The sequence below is a fragment of the uncultured Campylobacter sp. genome (assembly GCF_937997535.1).
In the GTDB taxonomy this organism is placed as follows: Bacteria; Campylobacterota; Campylobacteria; order Campylobacterales; family Campylobacteraceae; genus Campylobacter_B.
Genome location: NZ_CALKTT010000060.1, coordinates 55,087 through 71,034, shown reverse-complemented (window position 1 = coordinate 71,034; position 15,948 = coordinate 55,087). Strand labels below are relative to the sequence as shown.

Below are 15,948 nucleotides of genomic sequence, written 5' to 3'. Positions count from 1 at the left end.
TCTATTAGTATTAGCAGCGTAGAAAATTTCATTTGGAAGTGGAGTGTTATGGCAAAGAATAGTAAAAATGCTAGTTCGATTGTTGCGATTAACAAAGTCACGCAAACCATATTCGGTCTAAGTGAGAATGAAGTTTTCGAGCACGACTTCTCAAAAGCGAATCGTGCGAAGGAAACTTACGTCTCATATATTCCGTATAAGGATATAATGACTGCGACGGTCGAGATAAGCAGATCGGTAGAGGACGCGGATCTTTTAGATGCGATCGTCGTTAAGGTGTATGAGGAGCTGGGGCTTGACACCGCTTTGGATTACAAAATCACCTATAGTGAGGTAATAGGCGCTGGCGGCGATGATAGAATTTTCAATGTCTTTGTCGTAGATAATGCCAAACTCACTTCAGAATTCGATGCGATCGCCGCTAGGACGAACTACATCGACTATGTGGCTATGGCTCCGTTTTTATACGAGGGCTTGTATAATAGAGGTGTCCTAACTCGCGACGGAATCGACTGCTTCATCTACTTGCAACGCGACGATGCGTTTTTGGTAGTGTATCAAAATGGCGAATATTTTCAATCCCGCCAAGTAAGATACAACCTAAAATTTTTGCATGAAAAATATGTCGAGCTAGTCGGTAGCAGGGTCGATGAAGAGAGCTTTTATAGACTGCTCTCCAAACAGGGAGTAAATTTAGAAAATCCGACCGAACGCGATTATATGATCCAAATTTTTGACGATATGTTTTACTACATCAACGACGTGTTGAACGGTATTAGTAAAATTTACAACGTCAATATTCAAAACGTTTATATCGGAACGGATATTGGTAAAATTCCTGCGATCGAGGTTTTTGTAGAAAATAATCTAAAGCTAAGATACAAGGATTTTAATTTTAACGTTGCAATCAACGCAAAAGATTATCCACTCACTCAGCTAGATATTTTGATGTTCTTGGTAGGTCAAGATTATTTAGTTACCAAAGATGACGATCACAACTACTCGCCGTTTATGAGACCTCCGCCTTTGACTCAAAGATCAACCGGCAAGCTGATAGGCTATATGCTGCTAGGCTGCTTACTTGGGGCTGCGTATCCTGCGTATAACTTCGGCTATGGATATTATAATAATATGGTAGCTGATGATAAAACTAGCGAATATAAAGGTTTAGAGGAAAAGATGGGTCCAGCTAGAACTGAAAGTGCGCGTTTGGATAAAGAGACTAAAGAGGTAAATGCCCAGGCTGCTAAGAGTGGCAAGGAGCTTAACGACAGGCGCAAACTAATTAATGCCATCTTAGATAAGAAAAATAATTACGCTATGAAGGGTGTTTCTATTTTTGAGCTAACTAATATGGTCGTTAAAAATAAGGGCAATATGGTTAGGATCGGTGATGAGAATAGGACTCTAACTGTTCAAGTGCGCACCAAAAACGATAAGCAGATGACCGAGCTTTTAGAGGATATCAGTAAAAAAGAGGTGTATGGCGTGGATACTAAAACAATCGCGCTACAAGAGGGTAATAAAACCGTCTTTTACGATAGTAATATCAGTGTGGAGGTTAAATAATGAAAAAGAAAAGTTCATTAGATCAACTTGATCAATGGTTTGCCTCCAAGGGAAATAGTGCAAATAACTATTTTTACATAGCTTTATTGTTTGTAGGTGTGGTAGCTTACTTTATTTTAAGTAACTATACAGATCCGTATTTAGAAGAGAGCGAGACAAATCTAAGTACTGCCACGACTAAGCTTGAAGGCGCACAAAGAGAGTATAACGAGTTTTTTGGCGGTGATCCTGATGCTTTTGTTAATAATAAACGCAATATCCTCAATGGTGCTAGGACCAACCTTAACAATATCATTGAAGAGCGTGGGTATCTAGACGGTAAGCTAAAAGAAATTTCGAAGCTTACCTATAATGAAAAGAACTGGGCTAAATTTATGGATAGCCTCTCAACGATCGCAGAGAATAACAATATTAAAATTTATGCTATTCACAGCGATAGAAGAGAGCCTAGCATCAAACAAATTTTTCAGCCTGAAGCTTTGCTGGATATAGATGTGAAATTTGAAGGAGCATTTTCGAACGTCCTTAGGTATATCAACCTTATCGAACAATCGGAGATGATCGTAGATGTAAATAAGATGGATATCAATGCCACTAAAAATGGCAAAATCGGTGGAAGCATCGGTATATCTATCTGGGGAGTAAATTACTAATGAAAAAGTTAATTTTATGCTCTTTGCTACTTTCTACTGCTCTATTTGCTGTAGATAATAATCAGACGGTGGCGCCTAGTAATGGAGCCTATAAAGCTAAGTACGATGCGATATTCGATGATCTTAGTAAGCCTAGAGTGGGTCTTAGCGATGAGCAGATAGCTTCTTTGCAAGATCCGTTCTATCCTAAAGAAGCCAATGCGCCTAGAGAAACTAATCAGCAGGTGGATCTAGGTTATCAGCTAGTAGGTATTATGGGTGATAAGGTTAAGCTAAACGATAAGTGGTATGGTTTGGGCGAGTATGTAGGCTCATATAAGATCGTGCAAATAACGGGTAATAGCGTTATTATTACCAACGACGATGAAAATAAAGTCGAACTAACACTAAAACAAGGAAGTCAAAATGTCATTATTACATATAAGTAAAAAGCTTAGCATAGCCGCTATGCTTGCTTTGTCTGTTACGGCTACTAGTCTATATGCCGCTTCTGCAACTGCAGGTAACTGCGATAGAAAGGCGCTAAATATTAAGATTAACGATACCGTTACGCTAAACGAGATGCTAACTCAGCTATCTGATATGTGCCGCTTTTCAGTGGTAGCAAAAGACGCTATCGCTCAAGAGGAGATGAGTAAGCCACTGCAAGGCGTAAGCATCAAAGACCTTTCTTTACGCGAAGTTTTAGATCTACTCATAAAAGAGAATAATCTAAGCTATGAGTATTCTCATGGCATATTAAAAATTTCAGCGCTAGAGACTAGGACTTTTAAAGTGGATTACATCACTTCTATTAGAGAAGGTACTGCTGTTACTAAATCTTCTGTCGATTCCGCACCTACTAAAGTAGATGATGGCGATAGTGATAAAACAGAAAATGACGATAATAAGATCACTACCAAAGAGAAATTTGATTTTTGGGAGAAGATTAGCGAGGAAATCACTTCTGTTTTAAATAACGGTACCGAAAAATACGTCGCAGTCGCTCCTATTATAAATCAAAATGCCGGTTTAGTAACTGTTACTGCTATGAAGTCTCAGATAGCTCGCGTAGATAGATATCTAAGCGGTATGCAAAAACGCCTTAGTCGCCAAGTCTTGCTAGACGTAAATATCATATCTGTCGAGCTAAATAACGAATACACTACCGGTATTGATTGGAGTAAATTTCAACTAGGATTTAATACCTATGTAGGTGGAGATCCGACTAAGCTTTCAGGCTATCACATAGATAACGGCAATAGAGGAAAGGCGAGCGATACTCACGGAACTTGGACGATAGGGGCTAATCTAAATTTTAATATCGACGGTTTGATTAACTTCCTAGAGACTAAAGGTAAAACCAAGATTATTTCAAGCCCTAAGGTAACTACAATGAATAATCAGCCTGCTATTATCTCCGTAGGTGATACCATTAACTATGTATTGAAATCTACTACTACAGGTGATTATCAAGGCGGAGATACTCAGTCGGATGATCAGTATTCAATATTTGTAGGTATTCTTTTGAATATCTTGCCTGAAATTTCAGATGATAATAGGATTATGCTACGAATTAATCCGTCTTTAAGTTCTCTTAAATATGCCGAAGATAATGTAAGAAAAGAAAACGGCAGAAGAGATATCGCACCTGATACCTTGCAAAAGAAACTCTCAAGCGTAGTTTGGGTAGATGATGGCGATACTGTAATTTTAGGCGGTTTGATTGGTGCAACTAAGTCCAAGAATAACACTAGGGTGCCTGTGCTAGCTGAAATTCCATTAATTGGAAACCTTTTCAAAAGTACTGCCGATGTTTTGAGCACATCAGAGCTAATCTTTGTAGTAACTCCACATATCATTGACAATACCGGCGCGCCGCTTGCTACCTCTCTTAAAGAGCTAGGTTACTCAAAATCCATCTACGAAAATGAGTAATAACTATACGGCGATCAAGGAGATTTTTATCGAGGATAACGAAGTCTCAGACTTCGTTAATCTCGATAAATCGACCCTTGCTTATCATAAAATTTTAAATGCTTTGCAAAAGCCGTTGAAACTCATACTTTTTTACGGCAAACCGGGTTGCGGCAAGACATTTTTGCTTAATAAGATCAAGGTCGATCTTGAAAAAAAGGTAAGAGTCGTATTTGTGCCGCAGCCGTTTTTTGATGAGAAAGAATTTTTCTTAGAGCTTTATTCGCAGATTTTTCATTCTACTCCTAGCGAGCCGATTGATAATTATGAAAATTTTATGCGGGTTTACAGAGAGAGATTTGGCATCTCTACCAATGTCGGAGCGGTAGAGCAGGTCGTTATTTTGCTCGATGAAGCTCAGCTGTATCCAGGAAATTTAATAGAAAAAATTCGCCTTATGGCAGATACTAGATTATTTAAATTTTTATTTACGGTGCATAAGACTGACGAGGAAGATCGCCTCGCAAAGGACTATTTTAAAACTAGAATTTGGGAGAGCATCGAGCTTCCTAATTCAAATTTAGGCGAAGTCAAGCTGTATATTGAAAAAAAGCTTGTACTTCACGGCTTTCAACAATACTATTTTATGTTTAGCGACGATAATTTCGATTTGATTTTAAATTTAACGGACGGCAATATGAGGAACATCAACAAGCTTATGTATAAGATGTATGAGCTTTTTGAGTATTACGAAGTAAATAAACCTACGGAAATTAGTTTTTCGCAGATTAATAATAAAATTATAGAGATGGCAGCGATAGGCTCGGGGATAATAAATGCTTGAATTTTACGAAGTAAACGAACTTGAAAAAAAATGGGAAGAGTATAACAAAAACAGAAAGCAGTTTTCTTTCCTGAAATCTAAGCCGAATTTCGTATTGAGATTCGACAAGACGATTCTGGGGCTTTTGATATTGATCTCGGTTGCGATCGGAGCGATATTCTGGCTGCTTAAAGATAGTGATAGCGTCAGCATGGCAAGTATCAATCAAAATATTGAGGACAAGGGCGGTGCTTCAAATTCTGCTAATGATGCCGAGCAGCAGGCGGCAGATCTTGCAGTGCAAAATAATATCTCTAAAGAGGATTACAACATTAGCGCGCCGAAAGTTGCCCACACCTCTAAACACGAAAAGGAACGCCCAAGCTTAAATTTAAACGATGTGGGTGTGCTATCCAGCGAGGATTCCGGTGGGTTTAAGATAACCAATAATTACGAAAATGGCGGAAACTATGGCGGGCAGGCTCAGGCGCAAAATTTCGGCGGTCAAAATTTTGGCAATCAGAATTTTGGCAATCAAAATGCTCCTACATTTAATGTGCCTAATACCAATAACGCAGCTTTCGCAAATCAGCCACCTAAAAATGAGGTTATCGATTTTGGACGCGCTCCATTGCCGCCTAAATCAAATTTCTCTGGAGGTTCTACAAATACCGCAAGTAGCGCTCCGCTAAGTTCTAGAATTGAGATAAAAACTTCAAATTTAAGCGAAGATAAGCAGAGCTTGGAGAGCAAATTTTACGCGACGAATAAGATTGAGTATTCGCTATCGCTAGCCGAAGAAGCGTATAATAAGAAAGACTACGATAATGCGATCAAATGGGCTCTTACGTCAAATGAGCTTGATAAGGACAACGTTGCCAGCTGGATAATTTTTGCTAAAGCCAATTATAAAAAGGGTCGTAAAGAAGACGCGCTTTACGCTCTTGAGACCTTTAACGCAAAGGCGAAAAATAACGAAATTTCTAACCTCATTTCAAAGATAAGAAGCGATAAACTATGAAAATTTTATATATTTTAGCTTTTGCGATCGCGTCGTTATTTGCAGTTAGTGCCGATGACGTGCGCAACTGGGATCAGATCGGTCAGTATAACCGTATCTGCCAAGAAAGCGTGCGAAATTTATTCATCGAGGAGCAGAGCGAGGCGCTTGCAAATATGTATGCCAAAGCGTGCCTGAAGATGGACAAAGTAAATGAGCTTGTAGTGCCTACGGTGATGCTTTATAAAACCAAAGAGGCTCGCGAGAACGCTTCTCTTTATTCGACCATAATTTTTCAAAAAAAGATGCTTTATTTGGCGCTTTGCGACGGTGTAGACATAAGCTATATAAGAACGCCTAAAATTAATTATATTTTGTCTGAAATTTTTGATAAATTTACGGAGAGAGCATACGTAAAAAAGAGTGATACGTATGTCTTTACCCTAGAAAACGGCGAGCGCGCCGAGCTTTTTATCAAAGAAGAGGAAGAGGTAAAAAAGATGGTAATTGCAATTTATACTGGCGATAAGCTTAGCTCAATTAAAATTTATTGGTGATCGCGATGACGAAGATTGAAGAGCAGATCGTTGCGATTTTAATACGAAACAATATCCTTACTAGCACCGTTGTTCCGGAAATCAAGGACAAGATGGATATCGGCTTGACGCTAGGAGAGGTTTTAGTCGGAGATAACTATCTAAGCCAGGATGATTTTTGCTCAATTTTAGTTGAGCTGTACAAGCGTCGTCAGATAGCATTTGACGATATAAGCGAAAAATTTTCGATGGATCCAAAGGAATTTTTGCAAATTCTAGCCAAGAAAATGAACCTGTCGTATATGAATTTAGATGATATCGATATAGACTTCAGGCTATCGGAACGCACTCCTACCGCACAGCTTAAAAGATACGGCGTGATACCGGTTAAAGCGGATGATCTGAATATTTACGTTGCTTTTTCTGATCCGTTTAATCTTGAGTCGCAAGATAAAGCGCAGGCTATGTTTAGCAAACAGCTGCTTAAAATCGTAGTAGCCGATCCAAATCAGGTAAATAAATATCTATCTAAGCTTGAGCTTTCAGAGAGCATTAAAGGGCTCGTAGCGGAGATCCGCAAAGAGCTCGCCAACACCGGCGGTAGCGGAAGCAGCGATGATACCTCGGCGATTTTGAAGCTCATTGAGATGATAATTAGTCAGTCTATTAAGATGCGCGGTAGTGATATTCACATCGAGCCTACCGAGAATAACTGCGTCGTGCGTACCAGAATCGACGGAATGCTCGCTGAAATTTTTATCTTTGATAAGGATATCTATCCACCGCTAGTAAGCCGATTGAAGCTACTTTCAAATATGGATATCGCCGAGCGTCGCAAGCCGCAAGACGGCAGGTTTAGTATGAAAATTTCAGGTCGCGAATACGACTTTCGTATTTCGACACTGCCTATCATCAATGGCGAATCTACCGTTATGCGTATCCTAGATAAATCCAAGGTTATCATAAGTCTGGAAAAGCTCGGTATGCACCCTGATAGCTTTAAGAAATTTAATAACGCTATGAAGGCTCCATATGGTATTATCTTGGTTACCGGACCTACGGGAAGCGGTAAGTCTACGACGCTATATGCAGCGCTAAACGATATTAAAAATATCGATACTAAGGTTATTACCGTAGAAGATCCGGTAGAGTATCAAGTAAATTTAATCCAACAAGTCCAAGTTAACGAAAAAGCGGGTCTTACCTTTGCTTCAGCATTGCGCTCGATCTTAAGACAAGACCCCGACATCATAATGATCGGTGAGATACGTGATCAAGAGACCCTTAGAATTGCGATCCAAGCCGCTCTTACGGGACACTTGGTTTTCTCGACACTACACACCAATGACGCCGTTAGCGCGATCCCGCGAATAGTGGATATGGGTATCGAAGCCTATCTCATAAGCGGTGCACTGATTGCGGTAGAGGCGCAACGTCTTGTGCGAAAGCTTTGCCCGCACTGCAAGCAGCCTACGAATCTACCTAAATCGATGCTTGATCAGCTAAAAGAATTCTTACCTGAAAAATACACGTTTTTTAAGGCTGTGGGTTGTGATCAATGCGGTCAAACGGGCTACATGGGGCGTGAGATGATTAGTGAAATTTTACCTATTACCGATAAAATGCAAAGCTTGATCGCTAACGGTGGCTCAAAGGACGATATGAGGGCCTTGGCGAAGGAGGAGGGATTTATAGATATGTTTGAAGATGGTGTTATACGTGCTGCGCGCGGAGTAACTAGTATAGAAGAAATTTATAGGGTGGCTAAACAATGAAAAAGCAATTAGAAGTTGAATACAACGCCAAGGGCGCAAGAAAGAAGATGTTTTTGCAAGCTAGCGATAAGGTGCAAGCAAACAACCTAATGAAGCAGCGCGTAGGCGGGACGATTGTAAAAAGAGGTGAAACCCAAGTCGTAGCGAATACGGGCGGCGATTTTAAGGCGCAGGTTTCGCGCATGCTAGGTGGTAGCGGAAGAGTTAGAACGCTGCCGTTAGTAGCGTCGATCCGTCAGCTTTCGGTTATGACAAATGCGGGAATTTCAATCCACGACTCGATCAAAGAGGTCGCAAGGGCGGCAGAGGATAAGACGCTAAAAGAGATCTTTAGTGCTATGAACGATGATCTTAACGCAGGTCTTAGCTTGACCGAATCTACGGAGAAATTTAGAGGCCAGCTCGGTGATGTCGTTGTTGCGATGGTAAGTCTGGGCGAAGCAACCGGTAATATGGCAGAATCCCTAGCCAAACTTGCCGCTATGCTTCAAGAGCTTTGGGAAAACCAGCGTAAATTTAAAAAGGCGATGCGTTATCCGATGATCCTTATGATCGTTATGGCGATTGCATTTTCGGTTTTAATGATGTATGTCGTGCCGAAATTCCGCGAGATTTTTGAGGATTTGGGCGCGGATTTGCCACTACCTACTAGAATTCTACTTGGTATCGAAAGCACGCTTAATAATTATGGAATTTTTGTTTTAGCGGGCATCATAGGCACTATCATAGCTCTTAGATGGGCATATCGCAATAATCCCGAGTTTAAAAAGGGCTTTGACAAGACGATTTTAAAGGTCTATTTATTCGGTAAGATCATATTTTTCTCAACTATGTCGCGATTTATGCTTATTTTTACAGAGCTCGTGCGAGCGGGTATTCCTATCGCTGATGCACTAGATACATCTGTTTTAATGGTGGATAATCATACTTTAAAAGAGAAGCTCTCTACCGTTAAAATTGCCGTGCAGCAGGGCGTGAGCCTAACAGAGGCGTTTAACAATACAGGGCTTTATGAGAGTATGCTTATTCAGATGATCAGCGCGGGCGAGCAGGCCGGTAACCTCGATAAGATGCTCGGCAACGTCACGGATTATTATAAAGAGAAATTTGATGATATCATCGATAATATCTCAAGTTACGTCGAGCCGATCATGCTATTTTTTATGGCGGGCATGGTTCTTCTTTTGGCTCTTGGTATCTTTATGCCTATGTGGGATTTGGGCAAAGCCGTCAAAAACTAACCCCTTTAATTCCGCGCCTGCGAGGGCGCGGAATTTTATCAAAGCATTAAAATTTCATCCTTCAAATAAAATTTTAACCTTCGTTTGGCTAAAATACCGCTTTAAATTTAAGGATCAATCATAGTTAAAGAAATATATTTTATCGTCATATCGGCTATCATAATATTTTTTGGGCTTGCTACTATTGCGCCCGATTCTGCGCTTGTAGGCAGCGCCGGCAATGCCATCCGCTCATTTAATACCCAGCTATTCGGCTATTTTGCATACATCTATCCGCTATTTTTGCTCGCCTTAGCATACGTAGCCTATAAGCATTTTCGCGGTTTTGACTTTAGATTTTTTGAGTTTAGCATCGGCGCGATTTTGCTATTTTTTACCATTTTGATGGTGCAGTCGAGTCTCTTTGGCGCTAGTGGTGGAGCAGTTGGTAGCTTCGCGGTGAACGGACTTAGGCGAATGATCGGAAGCGTCGGCGTATGGATTTTTAATATTACGATTTTTGTGCTTTCGCTAGTGCTTATATTTGAAGATCGTTTTACCGACATCATCAAAAACTGCTTTATTGGCTCAAGAGATGAAAGCTCGCAGGATGAAATTGGGGACGATTTTGCTAGCGACGCAGATGCAGCACAAAGAGGCGAGCTTGCAAGGTATTCGTCTGCGCAGGGCTTGAGAGGTACGGAAAATTTTAACGCTTTGAATGACGCTTTGAGCACAGAGGACAATTCGGCAAAACAGGGTAATTTTGTGGAGCAGGGCGCAAGCGGGCGCGGTTTTGAAAGCGGGCAAAATTTTCAAAATTTAAACGATGCTCGCGAGTCTGAAAATGAGCAGAATTTCGGTGACGCGCAGGGTTCGCAAGCTTCCGCTGAACGCGAGCTTAAAATGCCGCAAAAGGGAAAGCCTAGCAGGCTAAAAAGGGTTGAGCGCCTAAGCGAGGTCGCCGAAAACAAAAGGCTTTTGGATCAGCTCGATAAGGGCAGAGTGGCTAAGCCCAAGGATTTTAAGCTACCGCCGCTTGATTTTTTAAACTTACCGCCGAAAAAGAAAAGTAATATCGACGAGAGCGAGATCGATCGTAAAATTTACGACCTGCTCGATAAACTGCGTAAATTTAAGATCGACGGCGACGTGGTGCGGACTTACTCGGGTCCGGTCGTTACGACATTTGAGTTTCGCCCCGCCGCGCATATCAAGGTAAGTAAAATTCTAACGTTGCAAGACGATCTCGCGATGGCGCTTCGGGCGCAGACCATCCGCATCCAAGCGCCGGTTCCGGGTAAAGACGTAGTGGGTATCGAGATCCCAAATCAAAATATCGATACGATCTATCTGCGTGAAATTTTAGAAAGCGACGTGTTTAAAAGCGCCTCGAGCCCGCTTACCATCGTGCTTGGCAAGGACATCGTGGGGCAGCCTTTCGTTACCGATCTTAAGAAGCTGCCGCACCTTCTCATCGCAGGCACCACGGGAAGCGGCAAGAGCGTGGGTATTAACGCCATGCTGCTTAGCCTTTTGTATCGCAACTCGCCTAAAAGCCTGCGCCTTATAATGATCGATCCGAAGATGCTCGAGTTTAGCATCTACAACGACATCCCACACCTGCTAACGCCCGTCATCACGCAGCCTAAGCAGGCGATCATCGCGCTGAGCAACCTTGTAGCCGAGATGGAGCAGCGCTACTCGCTCATGGCGCAAAACAGGACGAAAAATATCGATAACTATAACGAAAAGATGCTGCGCGAGGGGGGCGAAATTTTGCCTTACATCGTCGTTATCATCGATGAGCTCGCGGATCTGATGATGACGAGCGGCAAAGACGTAGAGCACTATATCGCGCGTCTGGCGCAGATGGCGCGTGCCAGCGGTATCCATCTCATCGTAGCGACGCAGCGCCCTAGCGTGGACGTCGTCACGGGGCTGATAAAGGCGAATCTGCCTAGCCGCATCAGCTTCCGCGTGGGCTCGAAGGTCGATAGCAAGGTGATCTTGGATCAGATGGGCGCGGACAGCCTGCTTGGGCGGGGCGATATGCTGTTTACGCCGCCTACCGCGCCGGGGCTCATCCGCCTGCACGCGCCGTTTACGACCGAGAATGAGATCAATAAGATCGCGGAATTTTTAAAGGCGCAAGAAAGCGTCGTTTATGACGAGCGATTTTTGATCGAGAACGAGGGCGCCAAGCAAGAAGGCGGTATAATCAATCCGCAAAATATTGTGCTTGACGAGCTTTACGATGAGGCGAAAGCGATCGTTTTGGAGGAGGAAAAGACCTCGATCAGCTACCTGCAGCGCCGCTTACGTATCGGGTACAACCGCGCCGCGACGATCATCGAGCAGCTAGAACAGATGGGCGTTTTAAGCGAGATCAACGCCAAAGGCCAGCGCGACATAATCAAGTAAATTTCAAAATTTTGATAAAATTTAAGCAGCGAAATTTTGAAATTTATTGGATTTGCGGCGTCGGAATTTTAAAATTTAATCGATCTGCATCGGTAAAATTTTAAAATTTATCGGATTTGAAGCGATGGAATTTTAAAATTTTTTAATCTACATGTCGGATTTTAAATTTTAAAATTTGCATGCTCTGCGGCTCGCGCTTGTGCTTCTGTGGCTGCGGGAAGGCGGACGGTTTATACGGATGCGAGGATGCGATCAAAGAGTTCTTTGCGGTGCGGCAGGCGTTTTAAAAGTAGTGCTCGGTGGATGTGAACTGAACAGCGTGTTTTGCAGCTTGCATTTGCGGCGTGCGAGTTGTCTGAATTTTATAAGGCGCAAGCGGAGCTAAAAAGGCACAGGATTTAAAATTCTAAAATTTGAGCGAAAGAGCTTTGAGATTTAAATTTTAAACGCTAGGCGATATTTAAATTTCATCTGCGACGCAGAATTGAGAGCTTGCCGCGCTGCCGATACGTAAACGATAGACGCTCTGCGACGGATAAATTTCGTTCAAGGCGCCACGGCAATCCGCGACGTAAATTTGAAATTTTATCCGAAACTGCTGCAAACGGGGACGCCAGGCGGCGCAAATTTTGATTTTAAAATTTCGCCGTTTTTAGACTTTTGAATTTTAAAATTTGCCGCAACGGACCTGAATTTTAAATCTCGCTGCGTCGATATGAAACATCTTGCGACTGCGCAAGCGGAAGAAGTTGCTGCGGACTTGGCTTGCCGCGTGAGTACATTGGCGGAAAGATTTCATACTTTGAAGGTCGATGCGCAGAGTACTGAGGTTGTCGTTCACAGCGGCTGATTTCCAGCGCGAGTACCCGTGTCACACGCCAAAAGCCGATAGATCGTGAACGGCGGACAAAGCCGTTTGGCGCGCGGTGTTTTGTGTGGGTTATAATTCGCAGTGCGGCTGCATGCGGCATGTCTTGCGAGCGAGTGCTTACAATGATCTGCGGCGTAAAATTTTAGAATGAAATTTATCGCTGTACGCATAAATTTAATAAAATTTGCGCCGTAGTAGCGAATGAATTTAAAACAAAATTTCGCATCGTCTGCGGTACAAACGCACTTTGCAGCGAAGTCGTATTTTGCAGTGCGGCCGTATTGTAAGATGCGGCTCGTTTTACGTTGTCTGCGCACTAAAAATCGATCGACATGTGAGCGCGTTTGCAATGATGTTGCGGCGTAAAATTTTGCAGCTACCGCGCGCTACTCGTGTGCGATTTTGCATAGTCGAGGTTTGCGACCTTGTTATCGCGTGCCGAAAGTCGTCGCGATATGTTAGAATAGAGCGTAGGCAATGCGCACTTGTGGGATACGCGAGATCGTACCTTGTGGCGTGCTATCCCGCACCGCATGCCGCAAAGCCGCCTTATGTGCGAGAATAAAATTCGCGCCGCGCGTCAAAGACGCACGATCGCACTGCGTGCCAAAAGACGATGCGTGGTCGTGCCGTACGCTTTTTAAAAGGCGGTGCCACGATCGGCGCCGTACGCCGCGGGCGCGATGCGAGGTTTGAGCCTCACGTGGCAGACGAAGTATGCACAGCACACGTAAATGCGAATAAATTTTAAAACGGAGAGATGATTGAAAACCGATAAATGGCTATATTACTTCACCTGCGCGCTCATTACGATCGGCATGATATTTTCGCTGTCGTTGAGCTCATATACGGTGCTTCTGCTGGGTGCTACGCCGCTGCATTTTTTTTATCGTCAGTGCGCGGTAGGGATCGCGTGCATCGCGGTGATGTGGATCGTCTCGCGCGCCGATCCCGATAAATGCCTAACGCCGGTGTGCATGTCGCTTTTTGCGATAATGGGGATTTTGATGCTCGCGATGGGCTTTTTACCCAAATCCTTGGTCGCCGACGTAAACGGCGCGGCGCGCTGGATCAGACTGCCGTTTTTTAACCTCGCGCCGGTGGAATTTTTCAAAGTGGGCTTTATCTACTTTTTGGCGTGGAGCTTCTCGCGCAAGCTTGATCACTCCAAAAAAAGCATCGGGCGCGAGATCGCGACGCTGCTTCCATACGTAGCGCTTTTCGGCTTCGTGGTGATCCTAGTCGCCATCGTGCAAAACGATCTGGGGCAGGTCGCGGTGCTGGGGCTTACGATGATTTTTATGTCGCTTTTTGCGGGCACGAGCTTCAAGCTCATCGGCTTTAGCTTTATGGGGATTTTGGGGCTTGCTTACGTTTTTATCGTCACGAGCGCGCACAGGGTCGATCGCGTGCGCTCGTGGTGGGGCGGCGTGCAGGATTTCGTGCTGTCGTTTATGTCGCCCGAAACTGCTGCCGGGCTGCGTATAGAGGACGCTAGCGCGCCGTATCAGGTCGGACACTCGCTAAATGCGATAAACAACGGCGAGTTTTTCGGGCAGGGACTTGGGCTTGGAAGCTTTAAACTGGGCTATCTGAGCGAGGTGCATACAGACTTCGTGCTCGCAGGTATAGCCGAGGAGTGGGGGTTCGTCGGGATTTTGCTCATCGTGGCACTATTTTATGCGATGCTATTTCGCATCTTTCAGACCGCGAGCAAGTCGCCGAGTAACGTAAATTTCCTCTTTTGCCTGGGTATCGGCTTTATGTTTTTCTTTTCGTTCATTATCAATTCCTACGGCATCACGTCGATCTCGCCGGTAAAGGGCATCGCCGTGCCGTTTCTGAGCTACGGCGGCAGCCACCTGCTCGCGGCATCGTTTGCGGTGGGGCTCGTTTTGATGGCGTCGAAAAGGGCGAAATTTTAAGGCTTTTGCGGGCTTTGGAGCGAGTGCGATTTAAATTTAGGCGTAAATTTAGAGCCAAATCGCGCTTAAAATTTTATGCCTAAGCACGCCGAGGCTTAAATTTAAGCGCGAAATTTTATAAATTTAAAGGAAAAGTATGGTCATAGCAATCAGCGGCGGCGGCACCGGCGGGCATCTGATAATCGCTAAAAATTTAGCCGCCCGCCTTGCGAAGCAGGGTACCAAGGCAATCTTCATCGGCTCAAACCGCGGGCAGGATCGCGCATGGTTTGAGGGTAGCGAGCTTTTTGCGCACACCTATTTTCTGCAAAGCTCGGGCGTCGTCGATAAAAAGGGCTTTGCCAAGCTAGCCTCGCTGCTAAATATCCTGCGCCTCTCGCTTGCGGCGCGTAAAATTTTAAAGCAAAACGGCGCCCGCGCGCTCATCAGCGTGGGCGGATACAGCTCGGCGCCCGCATCCATCGCGGCGATCCTTTCTCGTGTGCCGTTTTTTATCCACGAGCAAAATGCCATTTGCGGTCGGCTAAACCGCTTGCTGAGGCCCTTTGCGCGCGCGTTTTACAGCTCCTATGAAAAGCCCGCGTTTGCTTATCCGATCGCAGATATTTTTTTCGAGACGGCGCGGCCGCGCACGGCGCTTAAGAGGGTCATCTTTTTGGGCGGCTCGCAGGGGGCGAGCTTTATCAACTCGCTTGCCGTGGAGCTTGCGCCCAAGCTTTTGAGCCTCGGCTACGGCGTGATCCATCAGTGCGGCGAGCGCGAGTTTGAGCGTATATCGCAAATTTACGCGCAGCAGGGTCTGGACGTACAGCTCGTGGGCTTTTGCAAAAACATGCACGAGCTTATCGCAAGCGCCGATCTTTGCGTCGGACGCAGCGGTGCCAGCACGCTGTGGGAGCTCTGCGCAAACGGCCTGCCTGCGATATTCGTGCCGTTTCCGTTCGCGGCGGCGGATCATCAGTTTTATAACGCGAAATTTCTTAAAGAGCGCGGACTTTGCGAAATTTTACGTCAAGAGGAAGCGAGCAGCGAGCGGATATTAGGCTTGATTGAGAGCTTCGACGTGGCGCGAGCGAGCAAAGGACTGCTTGAGCTCGCGGATAAAAATGGCGCGCAAGCGATAATTGACGATGTGATGAGTAAAATTTAAAAGGGCGTAGGCTCGCTTGCGTAAATTTGAGACAATCTCTCCGTGAAGTCGATTTTAAATTTATTAAACCGATTAAATTTGACTTTTTGCGTTTGTGCAAATTTTA

Annotated in this window: 12 protein-coding genes; all 12 read left to right on the top strand. The window is 44.2% G+C overall.

What is annotated here, in order from left to right:
* The first annotated feature begins 48 nt into the window (after positions 1–48).
* The 12 genes from Q0117_RS05880 to murG all read left to right on the top strand — a co-directional run bounded on the left by Q0117_RS05880 (position 49) and on the right by murG (position 15,842).
* Complete coding sequence (locus Q0117_RS05880) at positions 49–1,569, top strand: hypothetical protein (protein ID WP_297923683.1); 1,521 nt, start codon at positions 49–51, stop codon at positions 1,567–1,569.
* The gene (locus Q0117_RS05875) at positions 1,569–2,222 is read left to right on the top strand and encodes a hypothetical protein (protein ID WP_297923682.1); all 654 of its coding nucleotides are present in this window, start codon (positions 1,569–1,571) and stop codon (positions 2,220–2,222) included. Before Q0117_RS05880 ends, Q0117_RS05875 begins: the two co-directional genes overlap by 1 nt.
* Positions 2,222–2,650: a hypothetical protein gene (locus Q0117_RS05870; protein ID WP_297923680.1), complete on the top strand. Its 429-nt coding sequence runs from the start codon at positions 2,222–2,224 to the stop codon at positions 2,648–2,650. The genes Q0117_RS05875 and Q0117_RS05870 overlap by 1 nt, the downstream gene beginning before the upstream one ends.
* Positions 2,628–4,139, top strand: a complete 1,512-nt coding sequence (gene mshL / locus Q0117_RS05865; protein ID WP_297923678.1) for a pilus (MSHA type) biogenesis protein MshL — start codon at positions 2,628–2,630, stop codon at positions 4,137–4,139. Before Q0117_RS05870 ends, mshL begins: the two co-directional genes overlap by 23 nt.
* Complete coding sequence (locus Q0117_RS05860) at positions 4,132–4,962, top strand: ATP-binding protein (RefSeq protein WP_005870282.1); 831 nt, start codon at positions 4,132–4,134, stop codon at positions 4,960–4,962. Before mshL ends, Q0117_RS05860 begins: the two co-directional genes overlap by 8 nt.
* Complete coding sequence (locus Q0117_RS05855; protein ID WP_297923676.1) at positions 4,955–5,962, top strand: hypothetical protein; 1,008 nt, start codon at positions 4,955–4,957, stop codon at positions 5,960–5,962. The genes Q0117_RS05860 and Q0117_RS05855 overlap by 8 nt, the downstream gene beginning before the upstream one ends.
* Positions 5,959–6,498, top strand: a complete 540-nt coding sequence (locus tag Q0117_RS05850; protein ID WP_297923674.1) for a hypothetical protein — start codon at positions 5,959–5,961, stop codon at positions 6,496–6,498. Before Q0117_RS05855 ends, Q0117_RS05850 begins: the two co-directional genes overlap by 4 nt.
* A 5-nt stretch (positions 6,499–6,503) precedes the next feature.
* Positions 6,504–8,252 carry a GspE/PulE family protein gene (locus Q0117_RS05845; protein ID WP_177389147.1) on the top strand — a complete coding sequence of 583 codons (1,749 nt, stop codon included), beginning with the start codon at positions 6,504–6,506 and terminating at the stop codon, positions 8,250–8,252.
* Positions 8,249–9,493, top strand: a complete 1,245-nt coding sequence (locus Q0117_RS05840) for a type II secretion system F family protein (RefSeq protein WP_297903504.1) — start codon at positions 8,249–8,251, stop codon at positions 9,491–9,493. Before Q0117_RS05845 ends, Q0117_RS05840 begins: the two co-directional genes overlap by 4 nt.
* A 159-nt stretch (positions 9,494–9,652) precedes the next feature.
* Positions 9,653–11,896, top strand: coding sequence for a DNA translocase FtsK (locus Q0117_RS05835; protein WP_297923713.1), 2,244 nt, complete (start codon positions 9,653–9,655; stop codon positions 11,894–11,896).
* A 1,635-nt stretch (positions 11,897–13,531) separates the two neighbouring features.
* Positions 13,532–14,692, top strand: a complete 1,161-nt coding sequence (locus Q0117_RS05830) for an FtsW/RodA/SpoVE family cell cycle protein (protein ID WP_297923671.1) — start codon at positions 13,532–13,534, stop codon at positions 14,690–14,692.
* A 136-nt stretch (positions 14,693–14,828) separates the two neighbouring features.
* Positions 14,829–15,842, top strand: coding sequence for an undecaprenyldiphospho-muramoylpentapeptide beta-N-acetylglucosaminyltransferase (murG, locus tag Q0117_RS05825; RefSeq protein WP_297923668.1), 1,014 nt, complete (start codon positions 14,829–14,831; stop codon positions 15,840–15,842).
* The last annotated feature ends 106 nt before the right edge of the window (positions 15,843–15,948 follow it).

Excerpts from the sequence above, each read along its gene's own strand:
- Q0117_RS05880 (WP_297923683.1), top strand. The coding sequence starts at position 49 with ATGGCAAAGAATAGTAAAAATGCTAGTTCGATTGTTGCGATTAACAAA.
- Q0117_RS05875 (WP_297923682.1), top strand. The coding sequence starts at position 1,569 with ATGAAAAAGAAAAGTTCATTAGATCAACTTGATCAATGGTTTGCCTCC.
- Q0117_RS05870 (WP_297923680.1), top strand. The coding sequence starts at position 2,222 with ATGAAAAAGTTAATTTTATGCTCTTTGCTACTTTCTACTGCTCTATTT.
- mshL (WP_297923678.1), top strand. The coding sequence starts at position 2,628 with ATGTCATTATTACATATAAGTAAAAAGCTTAGCATAGCCGCTATGCTT.
- Q0117_RS05860 (WP_005870282.1), top strand. The coding sequence starts at position 4,132 with ATGAGTAATAACTATACGGCGATCAAGGAGATTTTTATCGAGGATAAC.
- Q0117_RS05855 (WP_297923676.1), top strand. The coding sequence starts at position 4,955 with ATGCTTGAATTTTACGAAGTAAACGAACTTGAAAAAAAATGGGAAGAG.
- Q0117_RS05850 (WP_297923674.1), top strand. The coding sequence starts at position 5,959 with ATGAAAATTTTATATATTTTAGCTTTTGCGATCGCGTCGTTATTTGCA.
- Q0117_RS05845 (WP_177389147.1), top strand. The coding sequence starts at position 6,504 with ATGACGAAGATTGAAGAGCAGATCGTTGCGATTTTAATACGAAACAAT.
- Q0117_RS05840 (WP_297903504.1), top strand. The coding sequence starts at position 8,249 with ATGAAAAAGCAATTAGAAGTTGAATACAACGCCAAGGGCGCAAGAAAG.
- murG (WP_297923668.1), top strand. The coding sequence starts at position 14,829 with ATGGTCATAGCAATCAGCGGCGGCGGCACCGGCGGGCATCTGATAATC.